Annotated in this window: 23 protein-coding genes and 1 riboswitch; of the genes, 13 read left to right on the top strand and 10 right to left on the bottom strand. The window is 65.8% G+C overall.

The genetic code is table 11. The annotated features are described in order from the left end of the window. Window positions 1–95: 95 nt before the first annotated feature. Window positions 96–1,598, bottom strand: a complete 1,503-nt coding sequence (gene amaB, locus AABB87_RS02370; protein WP_341969571.1) for an L-piperidine-6-carboxylate dehydrogenase — start codon at window positions 1,596–1,598, stop codon at window positions 96–98. A gap of 58 nt (window positions 1,599–1,656) precedes the next feature. Next, window positions 1,657–2,751 carry a saccharopine dehydrogenase family protein gene (locus tag AABB87_RS02365; RefSeq protein WP_341969569.1) on the bottom strand — a complete coding sequence of 365 codons (1,095 nt, stop codon included), beginning with the start codon at window positions 2,749–2,751 and terminating at the stop codon, window positions 1,657–1,659. A 159-nt stretch (window positions 2,752–2,910) separates the two neighbouring features. On the opposite strand from AABB87_RS02365, the gene AABB87_RS02360 reads away from it, so the two are divergent. The 5 genes from AABB87_RS02360 to AABB87_RS02340 all read left to right on the top strand — a co-directional run bounded on the left by AABB87_RS02360 (window position 2,911) and on the right by AABB87_RS02340 (window position 6,020). Then, entirely contained in the window at window positions 2,911–3,429 is a 519-nt protein-coding gene (locus tag AABB87_RS02360) for an Lrp/AsnC family transcriptional regulator (RefSeq protein WP_341969567.1), read from the top strand. 105 nt (window positions 3,430–3,534) lie between these two features. Further along, window positions 3,535–3,750 (top strand): hypothetical protein, encoded by a 216-nt coding sequence (locus AABB87_RS02355; protein WP_341969566.1) that lies wholly within the window; start codon window positions 3,535–3,537, stop codon window positions 3,748–3,750. Between the two features lie 75 nt (window positions 3,751–3,825). Further along, a riboswitch (FMN riboswitch) is annotated at window positions 3,826–3,984 on the top strand. An 86-nt stretch (window positions 3,985–4,070) separates the two neighbouring features. Continuing rightward, window positions 4,071–4,628 (top strand): 6,7-dimethyl-8-ribityllumazine synthase, encoded by a 558-nt coding sequence (locus tag AABB87_RS02350; protein ID WP_341969565.1) that lies wholly within the window; start codon window positions 4,071–4,073, stop codon window positions 4,626–4,628. Between the two features lie 171 nt (window positions 4,629–4,799). Then, a complete protein-coding gene (locus AABB87_RS02345; protein ID WP_341969564.1) occupies window positions 4,800–5,462 on the top strand; it encodes an alpha/beta hydrolase in 663 nt (220 codons plus the stop codon). 69 nt (window positions 5,463–5,531) lie between these two features. Continuing rightward, complete coding sequence (locus AABB87_RS02340; RefSeq protein ID WP_445944821.1) at window positions 5,532–6,020, top strand: LEA type 2 family protein; 489 nt, start codon at window positions 5,532–5,534, stop codon at window positions 6,018–6,020. A 1-nt stretch (window position 6,021) separates the two neighbouring features. Here AABB87_RS02340 and AABB87_RS02335 read toward each other — a convergent pair whose 3' ends face one another. Further along, window positions 6,022–7,014, bottom strand: a complete 993-nt coding sequence (locus tag AABB87_RS02335) for a 2-dehydropantoate 2-reductase (protein WP_341969563.1) — start codon at window positions 7,012–7,014, stop codon at window positions 6,022–6,024. Between the two features lie 90 nt (window positions 7,015–7,104). Between AABB87_RS02335 and AABB87_RS02330 the strand changes: the two genes are divergently transcribed. Continuing rightward, the gene (locus AABB87_RS02330) at window positions 7,105–8,349 is read left to right on the top strand and encodes a CaiB/BaiF CoA transferase family protein (RefSeq protein WP_341969562.1); all 1,245 of its coding nucleotides are present in this window, start codon (window positions 7,105–7,107) and stop codon (window positions 8,347–8,349) included. Here AABB87_RS02330 and AABB87_RS02325 read toward each other — a convergent pair. After that, a complete protein-coding gene (locus AABB87_RS02325) occupies window positions 8,318–9,238 on the bottom strand; it encodes an alpha/beta fold hydrolase (protein WP_341969560.1) in 921 nt (306 codons plus the stop codon). The genes AABB87_RS02330 and AABB87_RS02325 overlap by 32 nt on opposite strands. A gap of 231 nt (window positions 9,239–9,469) precedes the next feature. Between AABB87_RS02325 and AABB87_RS02320 the strand changes: the two genes are divergently transcribed. The 5 genes from AABB87_RS02320 to AABB87_RS02300 all read left to right on the top strand — a co-directional run bounded on the left by AABB87_RS02320 (window position 9,470) and on the right by AABB87_RS02300 (window position 13,697). Beyond that, window positions 9,470–10,624 carry a sensor histidine kinase gene (locus tag AABB87_RS02320; protein ID WP_341969559.1) on the top strand — a complete coding sequence of 385 codons (1,155 nt, stop codon included), beginning with the start codon at window positions 9,470–9,472 and terminating at the stop codon, window positions 10,622–10,624. Then, window positions 10,621–11,388, top strand: coding sequence for a LytR/AlgR family response regulator transcription factor (locus AABB87_RS02315; protein ID WP_341969558.1), 768 nt, complete (start codon window positions 10,621–10,623; stop codon window positions 11,386–11,388). Before AABB87_RS02320 ends, AABB87_RS02315 begins: the two co-directional genes overlap by 4 nt. A gap of 13 nt (window positions 11,389–11,401) precedes the next feature. Continuing rightward, complete coding sequence (locus AABB87_RS02310) at window positions 11,402–11,872, top strand: RidA family protein (RefSeq protein ID WP_341969557.1); 471 nt, start codon at window positions 11,402–11,404, stop codon at window positions 11,870–11,872. A gap of 68 nt (window positions 11,873–11,940) precedes the next feature. Further along, window positions 11,941–13,254: an acyltransferase family protein gene (locus tag AABB87_RS02305; RefSeq protein WP_341969556.1), complete on the top strand. Its 1,314-nt coding sequence runs from the start codon at window positions 11,941–11,943 to the stop codon at window positions 13,252–13,254. Continuing rightward, the gene (locus AABB87_RS02300; protein WP_341969555.1) at window positions 13,251–13,697 is read left to right on the top strand and encodes a VOC family protein; all 447 of its coding nucleotides are present in this window, start codon (window positions 13,251–13,253) and stop codon (window positions 13,695–13,697) included. The genes AABB87_RS02305 and AABB87_RS02300 overlap by 4 nt, the downstream gene beginning before the upstream one ends. Window positions 13,698–13,784: 87 nt before the next feature. On the opposite strand, the gene pepF is transcribed toward AABB87_RS02300, so the two are convergent. Then, window positions 13,785–15,701 carry an oligoendopeptidase F gene (pepF, locus tag AABB87_RS02295; protein WP_341969553.1) on the bottom strand — a complete coding sequence of 639 codons (1,917 nt, stop codon included), beginning with the start codon at window positions 15,699–15,701 and terminating at the stop codon, window positions 13,785–13,787. 280 nt (window positions 15,702–15,981) lie between these two features. Further along, window positions 15,982–16,332: a hypothetical protein gene (locus tag AABB87_RS02290; RefSeq protein WP_341969551.1), complete on the bottom strand. Its 351-nt coding sequence runs from the start codon at window positions 16,330–16,332 to the stop codon at window positions 15,982–15,984. A gap of 347 nt (window positions 16,333–16,679) precedes the next feature. Between AABB87_RS02290 and AABB87_RS02285 the strand changes: the two genes are divergently transcribed. Continuing rightward, complete coding sequence (locus tag AABB87_RS02285) at window positions 16,680–17,234, top strand: thermonuclease family protein (RefSeq protein ID WP_341969550.1); 555 nt, start codon at window positions 16,680–16,682, stop codon at window positions 17,232–17,234. Between the two features lie 18 nt (window positions 17,235–17,252). On the opposite strand, the gene AABB87_RS02280 is transcribed toward AABB87_RS02285, so the two are convergent. Then, window positions 17,253–18,308: a DMT family transporter gene (locus AABB87_RS02280; RefSeq protein WP_341969549.1), complete on the bottom strand. Its 1,056-nt coding sequence runs from the start codon at window positions 18,306–18,308 to the stop codon at window positions 17,253–17,255. Window positions 18,309–18,353: 45 nt separating this feature from the next. Then, window positions 18,354–20,309: an ATP-dependent helicase gene (locus AABB87_RS02275; RefSeq protein ID WP_341969548.1), complete on the bottom strand. Its 1,956-nt coding sequence runs from the start codon at window positions 20,307–20,309 to the stop codon at window positions 18,354–18,356. A 325-nt stretch (window positions 20,310–20,634) separates the two neighbouring features. Here AABB87_RS02275 and AABB87_RS02270 point away from each other — a divergent pair, with 325 nt between their 5' ends. Next, window positions 20,635–23,268: a cation-translocating P-type ATPase gene (locus AABB87_RS02270; RefSeq protein ID WP_341969547.1), complete on the top strand. Its 2,634-nt coding sequence runs from the start codon at window positions 20,635–20,637 to the stop codon at window positions 23,266–23,268. A gap of 78 nt (window positions 23,269–23,346) precedes the next feature. Here AABB87_RS02270 and AABB87_RS02265 read toward each other — a convergent pair whose 3' ends face one another. Next, window positions 23,347–24,144, bottom strand: coding sequence for a metallophosphoesterase family protein (locus AABB87_RS02265; protein ID WP_341969545.1), 798 nt, complete (start codon window positions 24,142–24,144; stop codon window positions 23,347–23,349). Beyond that, window positions 24,141–25,151, bottom strand: coding sequence for a diacylglycerol/lipid kinase family protein (locus AABB87_RS02260; protein WP_341969544.1), 1,011 nt, complete (start codon window positions 25,149–25,151; stop codon window positions 24,141–24,143). Before AABB87_RS02260 ends, AABB87_RS02265 begins: the two co-directional genes overlap by 4 nt. Window positions 25,152–25,159: the final 8 nt, after the last annotated feature.

The following is a 25,159-nucleotide window of genomic DNA, read 5'->3' as shown; positions in this document are numbered from 1 at the left end:
TTTTCTTCATTGCTGCTGACTTGTTGTCTGCAGCGAAGAGGCCGAACTATAGCATTAATTTTTTGGTCTTGGCAAGACTTTCTAACTTTTCTATCTCAGAAGTCGAATTTAACGCCTTGGGCCAGGGGCAGCGCGCCGGAGTAATTGATCGTATTGGTGGCGCGGCGCATATAGGCGCGCCAGGCATCGGAGCCCGATTCGCGGCCGCCGCCGGTTTCTTTTTCACCACCGAATGCGCCGCCGATCTCGGCGCCCGAGGTGCCGATATTGACGTTGGCAATGCCGCAGTCCGAACCGCTGGCCGAGAGGAAGAGTTCCGCCTCGCGCAAGTCATTGGTGAAGATGGCAGAGGACAAGCCTTGCGGCACCTCGTTCTGCAGCGCGATGGCTTGGTCCAGCGTCTCGTACTTGAGGGTGTAGAGGATGGGCGCGAAGGTCTCGTGCTTGACCACGGCCGTTTGCGCGGGCATGCGCACCAAGGCCGGCGTGGCATACCAAGCCTGCGGATAAACATCGGCCAGGGCGCGTTCACCACCGCTGACCACACCGCCCTGCTCGCGCGCCTGAGCCAGCGCCTTTTGCATCGCATCGAAGGCAGCTTGGTCGATCAGTGGGCCGATCAGATTGCCTGCTTCCAGCGGGCTGCCAATCGCCAACGTGGCGCGCGCACGGTCCAGGCGCGCCACCAGCTCGTCGTGAATGCTGGCGTGAATGATGACGCGGCGGGTGGTGGTGCAACGCTGACCGGCCGTGCCGTAAGCGCCGAACAGAATGCCGCGCACCGCCAGCTCCAGGTCGGCCGAAGGGCTGACGATGATGGCGTTATTGCCGCCCAGCTCCAGCAAGCAGCGGCCAAAGCGCGCCGCCACCTTGGGGCCGACCGCGCGGCCCATGCGGGTCGAGCCGGTGGCCGACACCAGGGCCACATGGGAATCGTCCACCAGGGCCTCGCCCACGGCAGCGCCGCCATTGAGCACCTGGGACAAATGCGCCGGCGCGCCGTCAAAACGAGCCAAGGCCTTGTCGAACAAGGCTTGCGTAACCAAGGCCGTCAATGGCGTTTTCTCCGAGGGCTTCCACACGCAGGCATTGCCGCACACCAGGGCCAGGGCCGAATTCCAGGCCCACACGGCCACGGGGAAGTTGAAGGCCGAGATGATGCCCACCACGCCCAGCGGCAGCCATTGCTCCATCATGCGGTGGCCGGGGCGCTCGGAGGCGATGGTCAGGCCGTGCAGCTGGCGCGACAGGCCAACGGCGAAGTCGCAGATGTCGATCATCTCCTGCACCTCGCCCTCGCCCTCGCTGGTGACCTTGCCGGCCTCCAGCGACACCAGGCGGGCCAGGGCCGCTTTGTGCAAGCGCAGCTCCTCGCCGAACAAGCGCACCAGCTCGCCACGGCGCGGCGCCGGCACCACGCGCCAGGCCAAAAAGGCGCTGTGGGCACGCGCCACGGCTGCGCGCATCTCGTCGGCCGAGGCCTCATGCACCGCACCGATGGCCGCGCCATCGATGGGTGAGCGCACGGCCAGCGTGCCGCCGGTGAAGGCGCTGTCGGCCAGGCCAAGGGAATTCAGAAGGGTTTTGATTTCGTTCATGAGGGGATTCTCAGGTTTTTTCTGCCGCCGGGTTCAGCCCAAGCAATCAATCGAACGATCAGCCAATCGACTCGACCTGACGCGACTGCTGATAGGCCTTGCCGAAGCGGTTGGCCAGGAAATCGGGCAACGCCACCTGCTCTTGGCGGATAAAGCCTGAGGCGGGCAATTTGCCCTCGCGGAACAAGTCCACCGCCGCGCAGATGCCGGCGGCCGTGGTGATCTGAATCGCGGACAGGGGCGCGGCGCCATCCCGCTCGGCAAAGATCTTGCGCGCAAACACCTCTTGCACCAGGGCGCCGCCACGCATGCCCGACACCGTCACGAAGACCAGCACCACGTCTTGCATGGTGGCGGGCATGCTCTTGCGCATGATGTTCTTCAGCGTCTCCTGATCGTTCTTGAGCTGCAGGTCATCCAGCAGCATTTGCATCAAATCGCGGTGGCCGGGGTAGCGCACGGTTTTGTAGTCGAGGTTGCGCACCCGCCCTTGCAGGGTCTCGCACAAAGTACCCAGGCCGCCCGAGGTGTTGAAGGCTTCGTACTCGGTACCGTCGAGGGAGAAATGCTCCAGGCCTTCAAGCGGCAGCGCGGCAATCAGCTCGCCGTCGTGGATGGACTCACAAGGGTGGCAGTACTCGTTGATCAGCCCGTCCACACTCCACGTTAGGTTGTACTTCAGCGCATTGGTCGGGAAGGCCGGCAGCGCGCCGACGCGCATCTTCACATCCTGCAGCGTGTCGAAACTCTTGGCCAGATGATGGGCAACGATGCCGATGAAACCGGGCGCTAGGCCGCACTGCGGCATGAAGGCGGTGCGGGCGCCTTCGGCAATGCGCTTGATTTCCTTGGTGGCCGCCACGTCCTCGGTCAGGTCGAAGTAATGGCAGCCCGCTTCGAGCGCCAGATGGGCGGCGGTGATGGCCAGGTGGTAGGGCAAGGCATTGACCACCGTCTCCTGGCCCCGCAAAGCCACGGCCAGCGCCACCTTGTCCTCGGTGTCCACCGCCCGGGTGGCAATGCCCTCGGCTTGCAGCTTGGCCAGGGCTTGGGCGTTCTTGTCGATCACCGTCACTTGGTAGTCACCACTGGCGTGAAGCAGGCGGGCGATGGTTTGGCCGATGTGTCCGGCGCCGAGCAGAGCGACTTTCATGGGGATCTCCTGAGGATTGAGGTGGATGGGCCTAAGGCTTGTTTCGCCGCAGTCTAGGGATGAGTCCGGACGAAAGAAAGCATGAGTTCGACGAATAATCGGGTTGATTCGTCGTTTCGACGAAGCACTTCGTCACATCGAATCAAGCAAGGGTTTGTCATGAATAGCCCCTCACAGCCCCCCTCCGCCGCCAGCTCACCCGCCAGTTCGGCCCCAGCGGGCCCGGCGCCCGTGCCAAGCAGCCTCGACGCGCTGGACCGTCAACTCATCACCCAGTTGCAGGCCAATGCGCGCGCCAGCACCGCCGAACTGGCACGCAAGCTGAGCGTGGCGCGCACCACGGTGGTGGCTCGTCTGGCCCGTTTGGAGGGCAATGGCACCATCGTGGGTTACACCGCGCGCCTAGGCGCCGACGCAGCCGACCGTGGCGTGCAGGCTTTTGTGGGCATCACCGTGCAGCCCAAGGCCGGGCGCGAGGTGGTCAAGCGCCTGAGCCAATTGCCCGAGTTGCGCCAGCTCGCCTCGGTCAGCGGTGAGTTCGACTACATGGCCTTGCTGCGCGCGGACTCCACCATGCGACTGGATGCGCTGCTGGACGAAATCGGTGAAATCGACGGCGTGATCAAGACCACCAGCTCGGTGGTGCTGGCCCTGCGTGTGGACCGCAGCAGCGGCTGAAAGTACGGCCCGCAAAAGCGGCATTGCGCAGCACCGACGCCAGCTGGCACGCGGCTTGCATCGGTTTGCCACTTGTTTGTTGGACATCGCCCCGAGGAGGCCATCATGAGAAGCGCCCAACTGAAAGACCGCCGTGCCGCCACCCAGCAACTGATCCCGCCACGTGGCGCTTGGCGAGACGCGGCTGCGCAACCCGCACACGCGCAGCGCGGCAAGAGCCACGCTTTGATTGCGCTGAAGTGTGCCGGCCTGGTCTTGGCGAGCTGGGGCCTGGTCTATCCCGGCCTGATGTGGGGTTTGAACAGCTTGCTGCCGAACTGAAGGGCGAGACTCCGCCTCAACTGCTTCGGCTTCCTGCCCTACTAGAATCGCCGCGCCAGGCCCATATGGGTCTGGCAGCGTTCTCAGGGCGGGGTGAAATTCCCCACCGGCGGTATCCGTGTTCTGCACGGGAGCCCGCGAGCGCCCGCAGCTGGCTTCGGCCGTCTGCGGGGTCAGCAGATCTGGTGCGATGCCAGAGCCGACGGTCATAGTCCGGATGAAAGAGAAACGCGTGGTGTCGGCGACAGCTTCCGCGGAGGCTGGCGCCGCGCTTGCGTGCCTGCGCCCTGATTCTGGCAACCATCCTATTGAGGACCACCATGAATCAGACCCAAGGACTGAAGCAATCCCAACCCGCCACCCCAGGCTCGGCACCGCCTGCCGGCCGCGCCCACCAGGGCAAACGCCTGGCCATCATCAGCGCCAGCTGGCACAAAGGCATCGTCAGCTGCGCCACCGAAGCCTTCAAGGCCGAGTGCCGACGGCGCGGCAAATGCGCCGACGAAATCGACCACTTCGAGGTGCCGGGGGCGTTCGAAATCCCGCTGCATGCCAAACGCCTGGCGCTGAGCGGCCGGTACGAGGCCATCGTGGCCTGCGCCCTGGTCGTCAACGGCGGCATTTACCGGCATGAGTTTGTGGCCGGTGCCGTCATCGACGGCCTGATGCGCGTGCAACTGGACTGCGATGTGCCGGTGTTCTCCGCCGTGCTGACGCCGCACGACTTTCACGAACATGAGGTGCACCAGCAGTTCTTCCGCCAGCACTTTGTCGAAAAAGGCCGCGAACTTGCCCAGGCCTGCCTGGACACCGTGAGCAGCTTGGAGCGTTTGCGGCACTTGCAGCACCAGCCCATTGGCGAGCTTGAACTCGCCTAAGCGGGCGACGCGTCTGTAGTGATGCGGCAGACGGCGCGGCGTGCTGTGCCGTCTGCCAAGCCCATTGCGCGCTCATGGGACCGGCCGCGGGCTCTGCCATCCGCCGTGACCTTCAGCGCTGCCACGCCAGCCCGCTACCATCGGGCTCATCCGAACACCCTGGCCCGCACCATGTCCCTCGTCACGATTGAACTGAACCCCGCCAGCGCCCCGCGCGCCACCTTGATCGTCTTGCATGGCCTGGGCGCCGATGGCGCCGACTTCATCCAGATGTTTGACGCCCTCGATCTGGACGCCGTTGGCCCCGTGCGCTGCGTCATGCCGCGTGCGCCCGAACGGGCCGTCACCATCAACAACGGCTACCGCATGCGGGCTTGGTACGACATTGCCGGCAGCGATCTGCAGCGCCGTGAGGACGAAGCCGGCCTGCGCCTGTCCACCCAACAAATCCACGCCTTGCTGGACCGCGAAATCGCCAATGGCATGCCGGCCGAGCGCATCGTGCTGGCCGGCTTCTCGCAAGGCTGCGCCATGACCCTGCTGGCCGGTCTGCGCTACCCACAGCGCCTGGCCGGGCTGGTGGGCATGTCCGGCTATCTGCCGCTGGCAGAGGCCACCGCGGCGGAACGCCACAGTGCCAATCACAACACCCCCATCTTCCTGGCCCACGGCACGCGCGACCCCGTTGTGGCCCTGGCCCGCGGCGCAGCGGCACGGGACAAGCTGCAGACCCTGGGCTATGCGCCGGAGTGGCATGAATACCCGATGGAACACTCGCTGTGCATGGAAGAGGTGCAAGACCTTAACCAGTGGTTGCTGCAAGTGCTGGCCTAACTGGCCTGTGGGCCAGCCAAGCGCCTAACTGAAATTCAAGACGCATCCGACTCAAGAAGGAACCGCCGCATGAACGCTGCCAACGCCCGCCGTCAATTTCTGCACCGCACCCTCACTGCCGCCGCGCCCGCCGCCGCGCTCATGCTGCTGGGCGGCTGCGCCGCGCTGGGTCAGCGCGAGGCCTTGCGCGTGAATGTGGTGGGCGTCGAGCCGCTCAGCGGCGAGGGCTTGGAGCTGCGCTTGTTGGTCAAGCTGCGCGTTCAGAACCCGAATGAAACGCCGGTCGAATTCGACGGCGCGGCGATTGAGCTGGAGCTCAACGGCAAGAACTTCGCCAGCGGCGTCAGCGACCAAAAAGGCACGGTGCCGCGCTATGGCGAAAGCATTTTGCAGATCCCGCTGACCATCTCCGCCTTCGCGGCCCTGCGCCAAGCGGTGAGCTTTGGCAGCGTGGCCGAACAGGGCGAGCTGCCCTATGTGCTGACCGGCAAACTGGCCGGCGGCATGTTCGGCACGGTGCGCTTCAGCGACAAGGGTTTGTTGAAGCTGCCCAAATAGTTCACTGAGGATTCAAGCCCTTGCTCTGCGCCATCAAGCGCACCAGGCCGAGCAAGGCATCGGTGAACGGCGTCTCCATCCCCAGCTTCTGCCCGATTTCGCGCGCCGCGCCGATCAGGGCGCTGTACTCCAGCGGGCGGCCCGCCTCGGCGTCTTGCAACATCGAGGTTTTGAAGGCACCCAGCGATCGGGTGATGGCATGACGCTGTTCGGGCGTTTGGTCCACCGCACAACCCATGCGCGCGCCGATCTCGGCGGCCTCCAGCATGATGCGGGTCATCAGGCCGCGCACCAAGTCGTCGTCGAGGATGCGGTCGCAGGTGGCGCCGGTCAGGGCGGACATGGGGTTGGTCGTCATATTGCCCCAGAGCTTGTACCAAATATCGCGCTGGATGCGCTCGGACACGCTGACCTTGAAGCCCGCTCGGCCTAAGACTTCGGCCAATTGCAAGACCGACTCGGGCCGCCCGCCCGAGGGCGCGCCGATGATCAAGCCCATGCCCATCACATGCCGCACCAGGCTCGGCTCGGGCGTCGCGCAGCTGGCGTGCACCACGCAGCCGATCACCTGCTCGGCCGGGATCAGGGCAGCCACCACGCCGCCAGGATCCACGCTGTCCAGATGCTGACCTTCCAACTCGCCGCCCAGGCCCTCAAAGAACCACCAGGGCACACCATTCATGGCCACCAGCACACGGGTCTGCGCCCCCAGCATGGCCTTGACGGCCGGCGCCACGGCGGCCAGGGCCGGGCCTTTGACGGCCAGGATGATCAGGTCTTGCACACCAAGCTCGGCCGGGTCATCGCTGAGCCGGGCCGGGGTGACGCTGATGCGTTCGCCGCCCGTGTCCATGCGCAAGCCGTGCTGGCGCAGCGCGGCCAGGGTGGCGCCACGCGCCAGCACACTCAGCTCGACTTCCGCGCCCAGTTTCGCCCCCAGAAAGGCGCCAAACCAACCGCCAATGGCACCCGCGCCAACAATGCAAATTTTCATGACCGCACACCCACGCTTGAACAGATGGCGGCAGTCTCGCATAGCCGGCGCAGGGCGAGACGAGCAACTTGAACACGCCACAATGCAAGCATGAATACGCCTGATACGCCCAGCGCAACGCCAAACCCGTCACCCACTGCGCAAGCCCTGCCCCTGGCCGGCCTGCGCGTCATCGAGTTCACCCATATGGTCATGGGGCCCACCTGCGGCATGGTGCTGGCCGATCTGGGCGCCGAAGTCATCAAGGTCGAACCGCTGACGGGCGACAACACCCGCCAACTACTGGGCGCGGGCACGGGTTTTTATCCGCTGTTCAACCGCAATAAAAAGAGCCTGGCGCTGGACATCAAACACCCGCGCGGGCTGGAGATCGTGCTCAAGCTGCTGGCCAGTGCCGATGTGTTCAGCGAGAACTTCAAGAGCGGCAGCATGGAACGGCTCGGCCTGGGCTATGAGGCCTTGAGCGCGCTGAACCCGCGGCTGATTTACGTCAGCCACAAAGGCTTTCTGCCCGGCCCTTACGAGCACCGCACCGCCCTGGATGAGGTGGTGCAGATGATGGGCGGCCTGGCCTATATGACCGGCCGGCCCGGCGACCCGCTGCGCGCCGGCAGCAGCGTCAACGACATCATGGGCGGCATGTTCGGCGCCATCGGCGTGCTGGCGGCGCTGCAGGCGCGCCATCAAACCGGGCGCGGCCAGCAGGTGCAGTCGGCCCTGTTCGAAAACAATATCTTTCTGGTGGCGCAGCACATGATGCAGTTCGCCATCTCCGGCAAAGCGCCCGACCCCATGCCCAACCGCATCTCGCCCTGGGGCATTTACGACGTTTTCAGCGTCAAGGACGGAGCGCAGATTTTCCTGGCCGTGGTCAGCGATACGCAGTGGCAGATTTTTTGCCAAGCCTTCGGCTTTGCCGATTTAGCGCAAGACGCTCGCGTGGCCAGCAATAAGCAGCGCGTGCTGGCGCGCGAGTGGCTGCTGCCCGAGCTGCGCAGCCGCTTGGCCGCACAGCCGGTGGCCGAGATCAGCGCCGTGTTCGAGCGCGAGGGCCTGCCCTTCGCCCCCATCACCCGGCCCGAGCAGCTGATGGACGACCCCCATCTGCTGGCCACCGGCGGCCTGGCCCCCATGACCCTGCCCGATGGTCGCGCCACCCGCGTGCCCTTGCTGCCGCTCACCCTGGACGGCGAACGCCTGCCCCTGCGCCTGGACCCGCCGCGACTGGGTGAGCACAGCCAGGCCTTGTTGACAGAGCTGGGCTACAGCACCGCGCAGATCGCCGAGCTGTTGGCCGAAGGCGTTATTGGGCAGGACGCGGCGCCAGGCCCATGAACTCGCGGGTGGACTGCTGCACCAGCGCCGGGTCATCCCACATCAGGAAGTGATAGCCGGCAGTGCTGATCTTGAGCTGGACACCCTCCAGACCGGCGTACTGGCTCTGGTACAGACGAGTGACGATGTCCTGGCTGGAACCCATAGGCGCGTAAGCGGCCCAGGCGCCGAACACCAAGGTGGGCACTTTGATCTTGGGCAGCAGGGGGCGCAGATCGGTGGTCCACAACTCATACATGGCCTGGGCCACCGAGGCGGGGTCGGAGTCCAGGCCCCACTGCACCAGCTGATCCACACGCGCAGGGCTGTTCGACATGCTGGCCATCATGGGCTTGAGCTGGGCCGCCTGCGGCTTGCCCTTGGACATGGCATCCCGCATGGCGGCCATCTGGGGGCGCACGCTCTCCACCGTTGCATTCGGGTTTTGGACCCCTGGCAGGAAAGGCAGGCTGTCAACAATGATCAAACGCTCAATCTGCGCAGCATCGGGCTGAGCTGCCAGCATCAGCGCCAGCGTGCCGCCCAGGCTGTGGCCCATCACCGTCACCCGCTTGGGCGCCTGGGCCTTCAACACGGCCTGCAACTGATCGCGCATGGCCGCCAGATACTGTTGTTCCTGCCGCGGGCCTGCCGCCGCACCGGCAAAGCCCGGCAGCTGAGCAATCTGGCATTGCACCTGGGGCTGCAGTGCCGCGCAGGTTTCGTCCCAGACCTGGGCCGAGCTGCTGAGGCCGGGAATCATCAAGACGGGTGCACCGCTGCCACGCACGGTGATACTGATCTGGCCAGGTTCGTTCGCAGCATGGGCCGCGGCAACAGGCGCAAGCACGGCGGCCAATGCCAGGCTTGCGGGTGCCAACAGGCGCGAGAGGACGGGCTTGGAAAACATGTGTGAACTCCAGTTAGTGGTTTCAATGGCTGCAGTCTCTGCGGCCATCGCGGCCAAACCTTGTCCCGAGCGACGCACGAACAGCGCAAGCGACGAATCGCCAGCAACGAGCGGCGAATGGTGGCGCGCCGGGCCGAGAACTCTTGAGTTTTGGGGCGAAGCGCGCTTATGCCGGGGTGAATGGCCAGGCAAAGCCTCAGCACGCGCAGCCTGCGTGATAGCGTGAGGCCCATGACGGCCACAACCCCAAACACTACCCCGCCGCCGCCGCAGCGCCGCCTGCTCTGGTGGGCTTACGCCGCCCTGGTGCTGGGCGTGGGCCTGCTGCTGAGCGTGGCCGAGCTGCAGCACTACCAAGCGCGTGGCGGGCCCCACCCCTGGGAGCCCTTTTTGTGGGAACTCAGCAGCGTGCTCATCGTGGGCTTGCTGGCCATTGCCCTGTTTCGCTGGCATGCGCGGCTGCGCGACCAAGGCGCACCACTCTGGCGCCTGTTGCTGGGGCATCTGCTTGGCTTGGGGCTCTTTGTACTGCTGCACGTGGCTGGCTTGCTGCTGCTGCGCGCCAGCGTCTATGCCTTGATGGGTCTGCCCTATCAGCGCGATGAACTGCCCACCATGTTCGCCTACGAGGGCGCCAAGGACAGCATCAGCTACCTGCTCTTCGTCTTCATCAGCGAAGGCCTGCGCCTGGCCAATGCCGAGCAAGCGCGCCGCCATGAGCTGGAGCGCTTGCGCAGCGAGTTGGCCGAGGCGCGTTTGCAGCGCTTGAGCGATCAGATCCAGCCGCACTTTCTGTTCAACACCCTGAACCTGATTTCCTCGGTGATGTATGAGGACGTGCAGCGCGCCGACCGGCTGCTGTGCGAGCTGGCCACGCTCTTGCGCCAAGCGCTCAACGCCCAGCACAGCGAACGCCACACCCTGGCGCAGGAGTTGCAACTGGTGCAGCCCTATCTGACGCTGATGCAGGCCCGCTTCGGTGAGCGCCTGCAAGTCAGCCTGAACGCCAGCACGGCGGCACAAGGCTGCCTATTGCCAAGCCTGCTCTTGATCGCGCCGATTGAAAACGCCATCACCCACGATGTGGCCCAGCATCTAGGCCCTGTGCAGCTGCGGCTATGCGCTGAAGTTGCCGCGGGGCAGCTGCAAATCACGGTGGACAACAGCGGCACCGCCCCCAGCCGCGACACCCGTGCCGGCGCCATCGGCATGGCCAATACCCGCGAGCGCCTGCAAGCCAGCTACGGCGCGCGGGCCAGCGTCAAGCTGGAAAGCCTAGGCAGCGGCAGCCGCCTGAGCTTGAGCCTGCCGGCGCAAATGGCAGAGGCCACCAATCTCTCGGCTAACCCCAAGGCCACACTCACCGCTGCGGACACGCCCAGATGACGCCCCTCAAGGTCTTGATCGTTGACGACGAAGCCCCGGCCCGCGCCAAGTTGCGCCGCCTGCTGCTGGCCCATGCGCCAGCCGTGCAAGTGGTGGGCGAGGCGGGCGATGCCCTGGAGGCCTTGCGTTTAGCCGAGGCCTTGCAACCCGACCTGGCCTTGCTGGACATTCAGATGCCCGGCATGAACGGCCTCGAGCTGGCCCTGGCCTTGCCGCCCGCCACCCATTGCGCATTCTGCACCGCGTTTGAGCAACACGCCTTGCGCGCCTTTGAGCTCAATGCGGTGGACTATTTGCTCAAGCCTTTCAGCGCGGAGCGTCTGGACCAGACCCTGGCCCGGCTGCGCCAGCGCATCCAGGCCAGCAACAACAGTGAAGATCGAATCGACAGAGAGCGGCCCCGTGCCGCCCTGCTCAGCGCTTTGCAGCAATTGCAGCCGGTCAGCGGCCACTGGCTGGTGCCGCAGCGCGGCGGCGGCTTGATGAAGCTGGCCTTGGCCCAGGTGGAATGGGTGGCTGCGGCGGACAACTACATCGCGCTGCATGCCCCGCCCGCCCAGCATCTGGACCGCCACACCCTGGCCGATTTTCTGGCCCATGCTGCCGCGCAGCAGGCTGGCTTTGTGCGGGTGCACCGCAGCCATGCGGTCAACCCGGCGCATATCCACTGCATCGCCAGCCTGGCGCGCGGCGAGGCCGAGTTGACGCTCAGCTCGGGCGCCAAGCTGCGCGTCTCGCGCGGTTATCGTGAACAACTCATTTAGGAAACCCTCAGGCATGACACCCGAACAAAGACTGCAGGCCCTGGGCCTGGAACTCCCCAGCGGCGGCGCGCCGGCCGGCAACTATGCGGCCGCTGTGCAAGCCGGCGACTTGCTCTTTCTCTCCGGCAAGGCGCCGCTGGCCATCGCGGGCGAAAGCTCCAAGGGCCGTTTGGGCGAGCAATACGACGCCGAGCAGGGCTATGCCCTGGCACGCTCCGCCTGCCTGGCGCTGATAGCGGCCATCAAGGCCGAGCTGGGTTCGCTGGACCGGGTGCTGCGTGTCGTGGAATTGCACGGCTCCATCAACAGCACGCCGGAGTTCGAGGAACACGCCGAGGTGCTGGACGGCGCCTCCGATCTGCTGGTGGCCGTGTTCGGCCCCGCCGGTGTGCATGCACGCTCGGTGATCGGTGTGGCCTCGCTGCGCAAAGGCGTGCCTTTGACGGTCAAGGCCACGCTGCAGATCCGCGCCGCCGCGCACTGACCCCAGGCCAAAGCCAACTCGCCCCAGAACGCTTGGCCGCAGCGGCCCGGCGGGCGATGCTGGCCGCCATGGCACACACATCACTTCCACTGCATATCGGCAGCGCTGCGCACGAATCACAAACATCGTCGCAGCGCCTCTTCTTCCTCGACTGGCTGCGCATCCTCGCCTTCGGCTTGCTGGTGCTCTATCACGTCGGCATGTATTACGTGACTTGGGGCTGGCATGTCAAAAGCCCGGCGGCCAGCTCGACGATCGAGCCGCTGATGCTGCTCAGCTCGCCCTGGCGCATGGGCCTGCTCTTCCTGATCTCGGGCGCCGCCCTGATGCATGCCCTGGCCGCCAAGCCACAGCCCGCAGGCGCCTTCTTCCGCCGCCGCAGCAGCCGGCTGCTGTGGCCTTTGTTGTTCGGCATGTTGATCATCGTGCCGCCGCAGTCCTACTTTGAGGTGATCGCCAAGTTCGGCTACAGCGGTAGCTATCTGGACTTCATGCCCGACTATCTGCGTGGCAATGCCGACTTTTGCCGGCTCGAAGAAGGCCGCCGGCACTGCCTCAGCCTGCCGACCTGGAATCATCTGTGGTTCTTGCCCTATCTGTGGGCCTACACGGGCCTGGCCCTGCTGCTGGCGCGCTGGGCGCCGCGCCTGCTGGCCTGGAGCAGCGGAGCCATCGCTGCACGGAGCGGCTCCACCCTGTTCCTGATGCTGCTGGGCGCGCTGCCACTGATGGTCGCACGCGTCACGCTGATTCAATTCGAGGTAACGCACAACCTCGTCTGGGATTGGTACGCCCATGCGCAATACCTCGGCTTGTTTGTGCTCGGCTACCTGATGGCTGGCGCCGGCGACAAGCTGTGGCTAGGCCTGCGCCGCCTGCGTTGGCTGGCTTTGGTGGCGGCCCTGTGCAGCTGGGCTGTGCTGATGCTTTACTTCCAGGCCTATGCCGACAGCCCACCGCCCGACGCGCTGCGCTACGCCATGCGCCTGCTGTGGGGCGGCATGCAGTGGTGGGCCTTGGTGGCGGTGTGCGGCTTTGCGCGGCAGTGGCTGAACCAGGACAGCCCCCTGCGCCAGCGCCTCAGCGCCGCGGTGTTCTGCGTCTACATCCTGCACCAAACCCTCATCGTCGTGCTGAGCCAGGCCATCAAGCCCTGGCACTTGCCGCCCTTGGCGGAGGGCTTGGCCTTGATCGCGCTCACCGCAGCGTTGTGCGCCCTGGGCTATGCCTTGGCACGCCGGCTGCCGGCGCCCTTGGCCCTGCTGCTGGGGGTGGAGCGCAAAAACGCGCTGCAATATCCCCCGCAATATCCTTCCAACAGCGCCAGCGGCCGGCAGCCGCGACAATCCTGCTCAGTCCTCACTGCCGAGAAGAAATCATGAAATACCTGCACACCATGGTTCGCGTCACCGATCTTGAAGCCTCGCTGAAGTTTTACCGCGATGCGCTTGGGATGGTGGAAGTGCGCCGCAACGAGTACGAGGCCGGCCGCTTCACCCTGCTCTATCTCGCCGCCCCGAGCGACGCAGCGGGCCCCTACCAGCCACAAGTGGAGCTGACCTATAACTGGCCCGATGCCGACGGCAAGAGCGAGCAGTACACCGGTGGGCGCAATTTCGGCCACCTGGCTTTTGCCGTGCCCGACATCTACGCCGCCTGCCAGCGCCTGGCCGACCACGGCGTGACCGTGCTGCGCCCACCGCGCGACGGCCGCATGGCGTTTGTGCGCTCGCCCGATGGCATCTCGGTGGAGCTGCTGCAAGACGGCCCGGCGCTGGCCCCGGCCGAGCCCTGGGCTTCGATGGCCAATACTGGCAGCTGGTAAAAAACGGCGCCGCGACACGGCTTCGTCGTCATGAAAAAAGGGCCCGATTACTCGGGCCCTTTTGCTTGGCGATGAAACTGGCCGTGCTTACTTGCTGGCCTTCTCAGCATTTAGCTTTTCCAGCTTGTCCATGGTCGCATTCATGCGGCGCATCAGCGCGCGATAGGGCTCGGGCGAGGCCAGGTCCACACCGGCTGCCAGCGTCAGCGGATAGGCATCAGCCGAGCTGCCGGCCTTGAGCATGGCGAAGTACTTGTCACGCAAGGCGGTGTCGCCCTTGCGGATGCCTTCGGCGAAGAAGGCCGCGGCGCTGACGCAGGTGGCGTACTGGTAGACGTAGAAGTCGTTGTAGAAATGCGGGATGTAGGCCCACTCGATGCCGTAGAGGTCATCGATCTTGACCACGCCTTGCGCGTCGCCGTGATAGCGCTTGAGCAGGTCGAGGTAGGTCTTGGTGAACCATTCGCCGGTTACGGCTTCGCCCTTCTCCACCGCCTCGTGCGACTTCAGCTCAAACTCGGCAAACATGGCCTGGCGGAAGAAGGTGCTGCGGATGCTTTCCAGCTCCTGGCTCAGCGCGAAGATTTTCTCCTCCCGTGTGGCGGCCTTCTCGACCATGTGATCGACCAAGAACAGCTCATTGGCCGTTGAGGGGATCTCGGCAATGAAGGTCGAGTAGTCAGCCGTCTCAAAAGGCTGCGCCGCATTGGACAACACCGAGTGCATGGCGTGACCCCACTCATGCGCCAGGGTCGAGACGCTTTGATACTCGCCGTTGAAGCTCATCAGCAAATAGGGGTGCACATCGTAGGCGGCCGGGTTCATGTAAGCGCCCGAGCGTTTGCCGCGCTGCGGCACGGCATGCATCCAGTTGCCCTTGAAGGCTTGATCCAGCTTGGTGGTGTAGTCGCTGCCCAGCGGCGCCAGGGCGGCCAGGGTCAGTTGCTCGGCCTCGGCCAGGGTGTAGCTGCGGTTGGTCTTGGCCAGCGCCACATAACCGTCTTGATAACCGGGGTTCTTCAGGCCCAGCATCTTGCTGCGCAGCTTCAGGTAACGGTGCAGCGTGGGCAGGCCGGCATTGGCCTCTTGCACCAGGCTGCGGTAGACGGCCTCGGGAATGTTGTCATTACCCTGAGCCATGGCCACGCTGCTGGGGTACTGGCGCACCTTGGCATTGAACACGGTGCCGCGCAGATTGGCGGCGTAGATGGCGCCCAGGGTGCGCTCGTAGGCCTTGTACACGGGCCAGAAAGACTTGAAGACTTGCTCACGCACCTTGGGATCAGCGTCGCCGCGGAAGGCCACGTATTGCTCTTGATCCAGCACCACCTTCTTGCCACGCACGGTGATGGTGGGCCAGGGCAGATCGGCATTGGTCAGCAGGCCGTAAATACTTTGCGGCTGCTGCATGGGTTCGGCGGCGGAGGCCAGCAGCGCTTCTTCCTTCAGGCTCAGGGTGTGAGCGGCCAGGCGCAGAATCGTCTTCAAACCCTGCTTGTGCTTGGCCAGGCGTGGCTCGGCGGCCAGATAGGATTCAACCTTGTCGCGGCCCGTGGCCGTAACTTCGGCAGTGACAAAAGACACCGCCTCACCGAACTGGTTGTAGGCCGAGTAGGCCAACTGATTGCGTGCCTGGTTGGCGGTGATCTGGGTGTTCTCGTCGGCCAGCAGGCCAGAGTAAGTCACCAAGCGGCCCAGGCGGCGGCGCACGGTGGAGATTTGGTCCAGGCCGTCGGCCATGCTCTTGCTGCTGGTGCCCAGCGTGCCCTGCAAGGCCTTGAGCTTGGGCAGCTCGGCCAGGATGGCCAAGCGCTCGGTTTCCCAGGCCGCCTCATTGGCGTACAGCGGCGTCAAATCCCACACGCCCTGCCCGGCCGGCACGGCGGCCGTTGCCGCGCTGGCCGAGGCCGGCTTGGCGACTGCAGCGGCGGCCAGCGCCGGTTCAGCGGTGGTGGAGAGCAGCGCCAGGGTCGCTGCCAGGGCAATCACGGTGGGTTTCAGCATGGTGATGAGGGGGCTTCGCTAGGAATTCGCGGGTAGCGAATCGGGTGGATAAGGAAGTGAAAACTTGTGGTCCTGTGCGCGCAAACCAGTCGGGTGAAATCGCCTGAAGCTCGTTTGCCAGCGCGGCTATTGTCAACCCAGCCGGCGCACGCGGCCCGTGCCACAAGTCCTGGCCAGCGCCAAAAACAAACAGCCCCGGTGGACTTTGCTTGTCCACCGGGGCTGGTCTTGCTGGCACGGGCCTCGGGACTAGCCCGGGCCGTGCAGCTGATTGGCGACTTTACTTGGCAGCGGAGGCTGCGGCAGCCGGGGCGGCCGTCGTTGTTGCTGCTGCAGCAGGAGTAGCAGCCTTTGGATGGGCATGCTTCTTCTCATGCTTGTGGCCGTGAGCCGCGTCCGCAGCGGCGGCCGGCTTGGCGGTGCCCGTGGTGGCGGCTGCCGCGGTGGTTGCCGCAGGTGCAGCAGCGGTGGTGTTCGTGGCGGCAGCAGGGGCAGCAGTGGTCACGGCTGGCGCGGCAGTTGCCGTGGTCTTGGCAGGCGCCGTCGCAGTGGCGGCCGGTGCTTGGGCGAAGGACGCCACGGCCAGGGTAGACAAAGCTGCTGCAGCGATGAAAGACGTGATCTTGGACATGATTAAAAGCCTTCTAAATGAACCCGATTTGCTTCGGGTTTCTCAAGCGAGCCTGGCATTTGCCGGCTTGTGATCTCAACGAGCGCCCCCTCGCAACGGTTGACCCTCAATGCGTAACGAATTGTTCGTTCCTCCGCCGGGCCATCTGGCGCGCCATCCGTCACACCAGGGCCGCGCAGCCACACGCAGGCACTGCCCGCTGATGGGATGATGCGGGCCTTTTGTACAAGCCGCGCCAGCGCCGCAATGCCCCACCCCTATCGCATGTTGAACCCATCCTCTACGCACGCCGCAGCAGCAGCAGCAAGTCACGCGGCACAAGCTGACTCAGCCGGAGTCAGTCGCTCTTGAACGCTAGCTACACCAAGGCCTCGCGCAACACCTCCACGCTCCAACCCCTCGTCGCTTCCTGCCGCCGGTTCTTGCTGGGGCTGAGCCTGGCGCTGCTGGCCGGCACTTGCCCGGCCAGCACGATCGACAAACAGCTCGATGGCCGTGTGGTCGGCGTGGCCGATGGCGACACCATCACCGTGCTTGACCAAACTACCCAGCCGCACAAGATCCGCCTGGCCGGCATTGACGCGCCGGAGAAGCACCAGGCCTTTGGCCAGCGTGCCAAGCAGAACTTGTCCGACTTGGTCTACGGCAAAAACGTCAGCGTGGTGTGGCGCAAGAAGGACCGCTACGGCCGCATCATCGGCAAGGTGATGGTGGGGCCGGTGGACGCCTGCCTGACGCAACTCTCACAAGGCATGGCCTGGCACTACAAGCAGTACGAGAAGGATCAGCCTGCCGCCGAACGGCGCAGTTATGCAGCTGCCGAGCAGCTAGCCCGCCAGCGTGAGCTGGGCCTCTGGCATGAGGAACAGCCCACCGCGCCCTGGGACTTCAGAAGGCGCTGAAGCCCGCGGTGACGCCCTTCAATGTGAATGGGTGTGATGCGCGTCCGGCACATGCGCATGGCTGTGCCGCGTGGGCTGATGCGCATGCGGGTGGCTGTGCGGGCCTGTGGGCATGGGGTCGTGGTGATGGTCGTGATGGCCGTCGTCATGCCGGTGTGCGTGCTCATGCGCCAGCGCTTCATGCTGATGCTCATGCGCGTGCGATTCCGCCAAGTGCAGGATCACCCCCACCAGCATCAAGCCGCCGCCCGCCACCATGCCCCAACCGGCAGAGCGATCCCCCAGGGCAAATGCAATCGCTGCGCCGATGAAGGGCGCGAAGGCGAAGACTGAGCCGGTACGCGCCGCGCCAAAAGCGCGTTGCGCCAGTAAGTAAAAGCGCAGGCTCAGGCCATAGCCTGTGGCGCCCACCGCCAACAAGCCCAGCGCGGCCAGGGGAGCAGGCAAGGCCTCGCCGCTGAGCCAGGCCAGGAAGGCGGTGGCGGTCGAGCCCAGCGCGGCTTTGGCCAGCACCACCTGGCCGGGGTCACGCTCGGCCAGCGCCCGCGACAAGCTGTTGTCCATGCCCCAGGCTGCCGTCGCCAGCAAAACGGCCAAGAGGCCCAAGAGCTGGCTGCTGCCGTGCAAGCCTTGATCCAGCACCAGCAGCACCCCGCCGCCCAGCAAAGCCAGCAGGCCCAGGACCACGCGGCGGTCCATGGTCTCGCCATACAAGCGCCAGGCCAGCAAGGCGGTGAACAAGGCTTCCAAGGTCAACATCAGCGAAGCACCGGTGGCACTGCTGCGCTGCAAGCCCCAGGCCAGGGCCACCGGCCCCAAGGCGGCACCAAAGCCGGCCACGGCCAGCAGACGAGGCAAATCGCCGCGGCGCAAAGCGGCCTCCCGCTTGGGCGACTGACGTAGCAACAAGCCGACCAAGGCCGCGCCCACATAGAGCAAGGCCGCCGTGCTGAACGGACCCAAGCCCCGACCGAAAACCTGCAGCAAGGGTGTGCTGGCGCCAAACAGGCCGGCGGCCAGCAGAGCCAAGAGCCCGCCTTCAAGCGCAGGACGGTGAGGGCGAAGCGAGTTCATCTGGAGTCCTTGGAATTGGATGGGCCACCGGCCGGGCGAGCGCGCCTAAGCGCTCAGCAAGCCCGCGTCGAGCAGATAGCGAGAAGGGCTGGCGGGATTAAAAGCCAGGGTCAGGCGTTGCCGGGCGCGCGTCATCGCCACATAAAGCAGATTGCGGTTCTCCGCGGCGCTGACGTCGCCGCTGAACTCGCCGCGTGAGAGGTGGGGGATTAGCACATGGTCGAACTCCAGACCCTTGGCCGCCTCGATGCTGGACAAGGTGATGCGGCGATTGGCCCGCATGCGCAGCTGCTGCGCTTCCAGCTGATGCAGCACGCGGAACACATCGGCCAGCTCGCCACCTTCTTGCTGCGCCAGCTGCAGCAGTTGCGCCACATTGGCGCGCACCTGCTCGATGTCATCTTTGCGCACCAGCACCGCTTGGGCCAGGCGCTGCGGCTTGAGTGCGGCCATGAAGCCATCCACAAAAGCCGGCAAATCATTCATCTTGAGCAGGCTGATGGCATCACGCAGCAGCGGCAAGGCGGTGGCCGAGGCATTGCGCAAGACCTGACCCTCGATGAAGGTTCTCATGCCGTCGGGATCGCTGGCGGCCTCGTCGATGGCGCGGCGCTGCGCGGTCAGGGCATCGACATGGCGCAACTCGATGCTGTCGATCAAGGCGCCGGCAAACTGCATCAGCGCGGCCAGCACGGCGGCGCGCTGCGCCTTGGTCTTGAAGCCGCTGAAGTCGTCGATGCAAAAAGCCTGCAGGCCGCGCACCAACAAAATCTCCGGACGTTGCAAAAAGGGTTGCACGCCGGCGCAGGCATAGTCCAGGCCCAGCTGCAACAGCTCGCGCTCGATCGGGATGGAATAGGCGGGCTGGCGCAGCAAGATGCGCAACTCATCTTGCTGGCTCTGACCCATATGCTCGCGCGCCACTTGCGCGATCAGGCGCGCCATCACGCGGGTGGATTCACAAGGCAGGCTGACGATCTGCGTCGCCTGCTGCTCAACTGCCGCATAAGGCTTGCCCGCCAGCGCGCCCACGGCCTGTGCCAGCGCGGGGCCGAAGCGGTGGCTGGCCGTCAGGGGCAGGCGCAGGGGCGCGCCAATCTCATGCTCAAAATGCTCGGCCATGAAGCCGGCCTCGGCGCCGGTCTGCGAGTGAATCACTTGGTCGCGGTCACCCACGCCCACGAAGGCGGCGCGGCGGTTCGCGCCCAGCAAGGCCTTCAGAATGGTGAACATGGCGCGGTTGGTGTCGTGCATCTCATCCACCACGATCAGCGCCAGGCCGAGTGCAAAGGGCGTGTCCTCGGCGCTGAACTCCTCCGCCATGATGGCGTGGGCCAGATCGTAGGTGGCATCGCCCTCGAAGCGAAAGGCCGGATGGTCCGGGTGGCCGCCGCGCCGGATCAGCTCGTAGGCCGAACGCACGCGCAGGGTCAGATAGTCAAAGCCCAAGGTTTCGGCCAGGTCGGGCGTGATGCGGGCGCCCTCGTCCAATTGCTCGATCAGCATGCGGCCCTTGATCACGTCAAACGAGCGCAGCAAACCTTCCACCAAGGCGCCGGGCGGCATCCCCAGCGTCAACTCGTCGGGGTAGCGCTCCTCGGGCAGGGTCTGCGCCCGCTCGATGGCGCGCACGACAAAGGGCTTCACCAGCGTGGGCGTGGCCAGCAGCTCCGTGCCCGGCCCTTCACGTTCGGCCAGCAAGGCAGCACTGAAGGACTCGAAGCTGTGGATATGCATCTGCTCGATCTGCTCGGCCGCCAGGCCGATCATGCGCAGCTGCGTTCGCAAGGCCTGCACCGCCGGGGCGGTATAGGTCAGCGCCAGCACCATATCCGGCCGAGCGCCGCGCGTCAGCGCCTGGGCGATGCGCAAGGCTAAGGTGGTGGTCTTGGCGGCGCCGGCATTGGCCTCGATCAGCACATGGCGAGCCCGCGTGGTTTGAATGAGCAACTGCTCGGCACTGGGCTGGATGCGCTGCGGGACGAAAACTGAATCTGACATTGATTGAGAGCTTGGGCGTTCGGCGGGACGTAGCCGCCAGTGTCGGGCAAAAGTGGCTGCAAACAGGGCGCGCAGCGCGATCACTTCGGCGATTGCGCTTCGCTAAGCGAAGTCGCTGCGTTCGACAGCGCACAGAGCGCGGCTGAATGTGCGCCTAATCTCGGCCTGGCGCCATTCGCAGCCCAGACGCCTGGGTAAAGCCGTGCGTTGCCCTTGGGCGCATTTTTTCATGCCGGCGTCAAGCACAAAGCCTAGGCTGTGCCGACTATGCCGAGCGCGGCAACCGCGCCACCACCCCTTCCCATTGAAAAGTTAGCATCACGATATGCAAGCCACCGGCCTGACCGAGACCCAAGCCCGCGAGCAACTGGCGCGCGAGGGGCCCAATGAGTTGCCGGTGTCGCGCCCGCGCAGCGTGCTGCGGCTGTTGGCAGACATCGCGCGGGAGCCGATGTTCCTGCTTCTGGTGGCCTGCGGAGCGATCTACCTCGTGCTGGGCAATCGCAATGACGCGCTGATGCTGCTGGGCTTTGTGTTCGTCGTCATGGGCATCACCTTTGTGCAGCAAAGGCGCACCGAGCGCTCGCTGGAAGCGCTGCGCGATATGTCCAGCCCGCAGGCCTTGGTCTTGCGTGAGGGCAAAACGCGCAAAGTGCCTGGCCGTGAGTTGGTGTGTGGCGACATCGTCTTGCTGGCCGAAGGCGACCGCGTGCCGGCCGATATGGACTTGCTGGAAGCCGCGAATCTCACCGTGGATGAGTCCATGCTCAGCGGGGAATCGGTGCCGGTGAGCAAGCAGCTGACAGCGGCCACCGACACAAGCGCTGCGGCCAGCCCGGCGCCGGTGGATGGCAAGCACGACGAACAAGAAGCCAGCAGCGACAACGCCGGCCGGGTCTTCTCCGGCACGCTGGTGACCCAGGGCACGGCCCAGGGCCGCGTGGTGGCCACTGGCGAGCGCAGCGCCCTGGGGCGGATCGGCAAGTCACTGGAAGGCCTCGGGGGCGAGGACACGCCGATCCAGAACGAGACCCGCAAGGTGGTCAAACGCGTGGCCATCATCGGGCTCTTGTTGGCGGCCGGCCTGGCCCTGGCTTACGGTGTTAGCACCGGGGACTGGTTGCACGGCCTGCTGGCGGGCCTGACGCTGGCCATGGCCATCCTGCCCGAAGAACTGCCGGTGGTGCTGACCCTGTTCCTGGGCTTGGGCGCTTGGCGCCTGGCGCGCGAGCAAGTCTTGGCACGCAGCATCCCGGCAGTGGAATTGCTGGGGGCGACCACGGTCTTGTGTGTCGACAAGACCGGCACCCTCACCGCCAACCGCATGGCCGTGCGCAGGCTCTGGACGCCGGCGGCCAGCTACGACAGCGCGCAAGCCGCCGACAAGCCGCTGGGCGAAGACCTGCACGAAGTGCTCGAATTCGCCGTGCTGGCCAGCCACCGGCGCGCCTTCGACCCGATGGAAGCCGCCATCGGCGCCGCCGGCCAGCGCCTGCTGGCCCACACAGAACACCTGCATGCCGACTGGACGCTGGTGGACGATTACCCCTTATCGCCCGAGATGCTGGCGATGTCCCGGGTCTGGCAGTCGCCCGATCTGCAAGCCCGGATGATCGCGGCCAAAGGGGCGCCGGAGGCCATCGTCGACCTCTGCCATATGGACGCCACCCGCCATGCCGCCGTCGCGACGCAAGTCGCGCTGATGGCTTCCGCGGGGCTGCGCGTGTTGGGCGTGGCCCGGGCCAGCTTGGCCGCGCCAGAGCTGCCCGCCGAGCAACATGATTTCGACTTCGAGTTCCTCGGCCTCATCGCGCTGGAAGACCCGGTCCGCCCCGAGGTGCCGCAAGCGATTGCCGAATGCAAGGCCGCAGGTATCCGCGTGGTGATGATCACCGGCGACCACCCGGCCACCGCCAGCTCCATCGCGCGCCAGGCCGGGCTGAACACCGAGAGCGGCCCGCCTATTACCGGCACCGAATTGGCGACCTTGAGCGAGGCCGAGCTAGACAAGCGCCTTGCCGACACGCACATCTTCTGCCGCGTCCAGCCCGAGCAAAAGCTGCGCCTGGTGCAGGCCTTCCGCGCGCGCGGCGAAGTGGTGGCGATGACGGGCGACGGCGTCAACGACGCGCCGGCGCTGAAGGCCGCGCACATCGGCGTGGCCATGGGCGCGCGCGGCACCGACGTGGCCCGCGAGGCCGCCGCGCTGGTGCTGCTGAACGACGACTTCACCGCCCTGGTGACGGCGGTGCGCTACGGGCGCCGCGTCTTCGCCAATCTGCGCAAGGCCATCGTCTTCGTGATCGCGGTGCATGTGCCCATCGTCGGCCTGTCCATCCTGCCTGTGCTGCTGGGCTGGCCCATGCTGCTGATGCCGGTGCACATCTTGTTCCTGCAACTGATCATCGACCCGGCCTGCTCGGTCGTCTTCGAGGCCGAGCCGCTGGAGCCGGACGCGATGCGCCAGCCTCCGCGCCGCCCAGATGCCCGCCTGTTCGACCGCGCCGTGCTGGTACGCGGCCTCTGGCAAGGTGCGGGCTTGCTGGCCCTGCTGCTCGGCGTTTTCGCGTTGACGCGCACCTTCTCCGGTTCGGACGAAGTGGCGCGTGCACTGACCTTCTCGGTGCTGGTACTGTCCAATCTGGGCCTGATCTACGCCAACCGGTCCTGGAATCGGCCCGCCCTGCTGGTCGGCGGCACCGGCGCGCCTGGGGGAACTGGCGTACCGGGAACAGGCCCCAAATTTGGTGGCCTGAACCCCACCTTCCTGTGGATGGCGCTGGCCACCCTGAGCTTGCTGGCCATCGTCCTGGCCGTACCCGCCGTCCGCGCCCTGTTTTCCTTTGCCCAGCCCTCGCCGCAGCTGCTGCTGGCCGGCTGCGGCGCCGCGCTACTGAGCCTGGTTTGGTTCGAAGCCGTCAAATGGAGATTGCGGCCGCGCGCGGGCGCGGCGGCTTGATTCCGCTCAGCGACGGTCTTCAGCGCGGCGCCCATCTTGCTGTACCGCGGGGTTGGCCAGCGCAGCGTGGCAGCCCACTCAAGCCCTGGCCGGCCGGACCTCGGTGAGCTTGGCGCGCAAGAAGGCTTGAGTCTCAAGCGAGAAATCCCACTGCTCGATGCGGCAGCAGCCAGGCGCCGAGTCTGCGCCCCAGCGCAGCAGGTTCACCGAGTTGGGCACACCCATGCGCAGCCGAGACGAGACGGCCGTGCCCGCCTGCACGGCCCACAGCGGACGCGCCAGGCCTTGCAGCGGCATCACGTAAGGCAGGTGAATGTGCCCACCCATGATGAGGTCGGCCCCGGCCTCAGCCCAGCGCTCGAGCGCGGCCGCATGCCCGCGCAGACGGTTGGTCAGATCCTCGGCACGCGTCACGGCCACGGGCTGATGCACCACCACCACCCGTAGCTGAGTGGCTTCGGCGCCCGCCAAAAGTTGCGCCACATGGTCGACCTGCTGCCCGGAGATCTCGCCATGCTTGTGCCGCCACGGCCGAGTGGTGTTGACGCCTAGCACCAGCAAATCGGGCGAGCGATGTATGGGTTCTAGGTCCACGCCGAAGGCAGCGCTGTAGCGCGCATAGGGGCGGCGCAAGCGCGCCCAGAGGTCGAGCAGCGCGATGTCGTGATTGCCGGGAACGGCGAGCACCGGCGCGCCGAGGCTGTCCACAAACGCGCGTGCGGCCCTGAACTGCGCCGGGCGTGCGCGCTGGGTGATGTCGCCGGACAGCACGATCAGATCGGGCCGCTGCTGGCGGGCCAGCTTGGTCAAGGCTTCGACGACCGGTGCCTGCTCGGTGCCGAAATGCGTGTCGGAGATCTGCAGCAGGAGGCTCACAGGCTGGCCCCGTCCGTCGGGGATGCGGCGGCAGTGACGGCAGCCGTGGGCTGCGTTATTGGCTGCGGCCTCAGCAGATAGAGCGGTTTGGCGAGCACGCGAATGTCGAGCGGCGCGCGCATCATCGCCACCTCGCCGTCGAAGGCCACCTTCACCCCGCGACGGCCCTGCGCCAGCGTGGGCCTGACCACCAGGTGATCAAACTCGAAGCGATCAACGCCGGCGGCCTCACCCAGCCTGCCCATGGCGCCATGCAACATCAAGCCCATCATCGACAGCGTTCCGATGGGCCGCAGCACCAAGGCGGCCATGCTGCCATCGCCCGGCGTGCCGGCCAGGGTATCTTCCGGCTCCGCACCGAACTGCTGGAGTTGCAGGCGGTTATTACCCACAAACAGCGTCAAGGTTTGCATATCGCGAACCGTGCCGCCTGTTTCGATATGCAGCCGCAGCCGGCGCTGCGCGCGCAGCAGCGTCGCGCAGGCCGCCACAAACGCCACCCAGCGGCTGCGGCCGAAGCGGGCCTTGTAGGCTTCTCGGTCTTCCAACAAATCAGGGTAGAGCCCCAGGCTGGCGTTGACGAGGAACACACGCTCGTTGATGCCGGCCACCTGAACGGGCTCCGGCGCTGCATGCAGCAGCTGGCGGACCGCTTCGGCCGGATCGGCGGGAATGCCATGCGTGCGGGCAAAGTAGTTGAACGTGCCCTGCGGCACCACACCCATGGCGCAGCCCGCAGCGTGAGCGGCCTGCGCCACCGTGTTGAGCGTGCCGTCGCCACCGACGGCGACCACGGCCGCGCGGGTCGATAAGGCCCGCTGCGCCGCTTCACGCGCCACGCTCGCCAAATCTTGGGGCGTGCAGAAGTGCAAGTGGCCGCTGCGTCCTTCTGCCCGCAGCACCGACTCGATGACTTCGCGCTTCATGTCCGCATCGCTGCTGCCGGCAGCGGCATTGATGACGAACTGGATCGGTGCGGCAGGATCGAGCTCAGAGGCTTCGGCCATGATGGATT

The organism is Roseateles sp. PN1, from assembly GCF_038419725.1.
In the GTDB taxonomy this organism is placed as follows: Bacteria; Pseudomonadota; Gammaproteobacteria; order Burkholderiales; family Burkholderiaceae_C; genus Paucibacter_A.
Note: the sequence above shows the minus strand (reverse complement) of the source record. Positions and strands in the feature narration are given on the sequence as shown.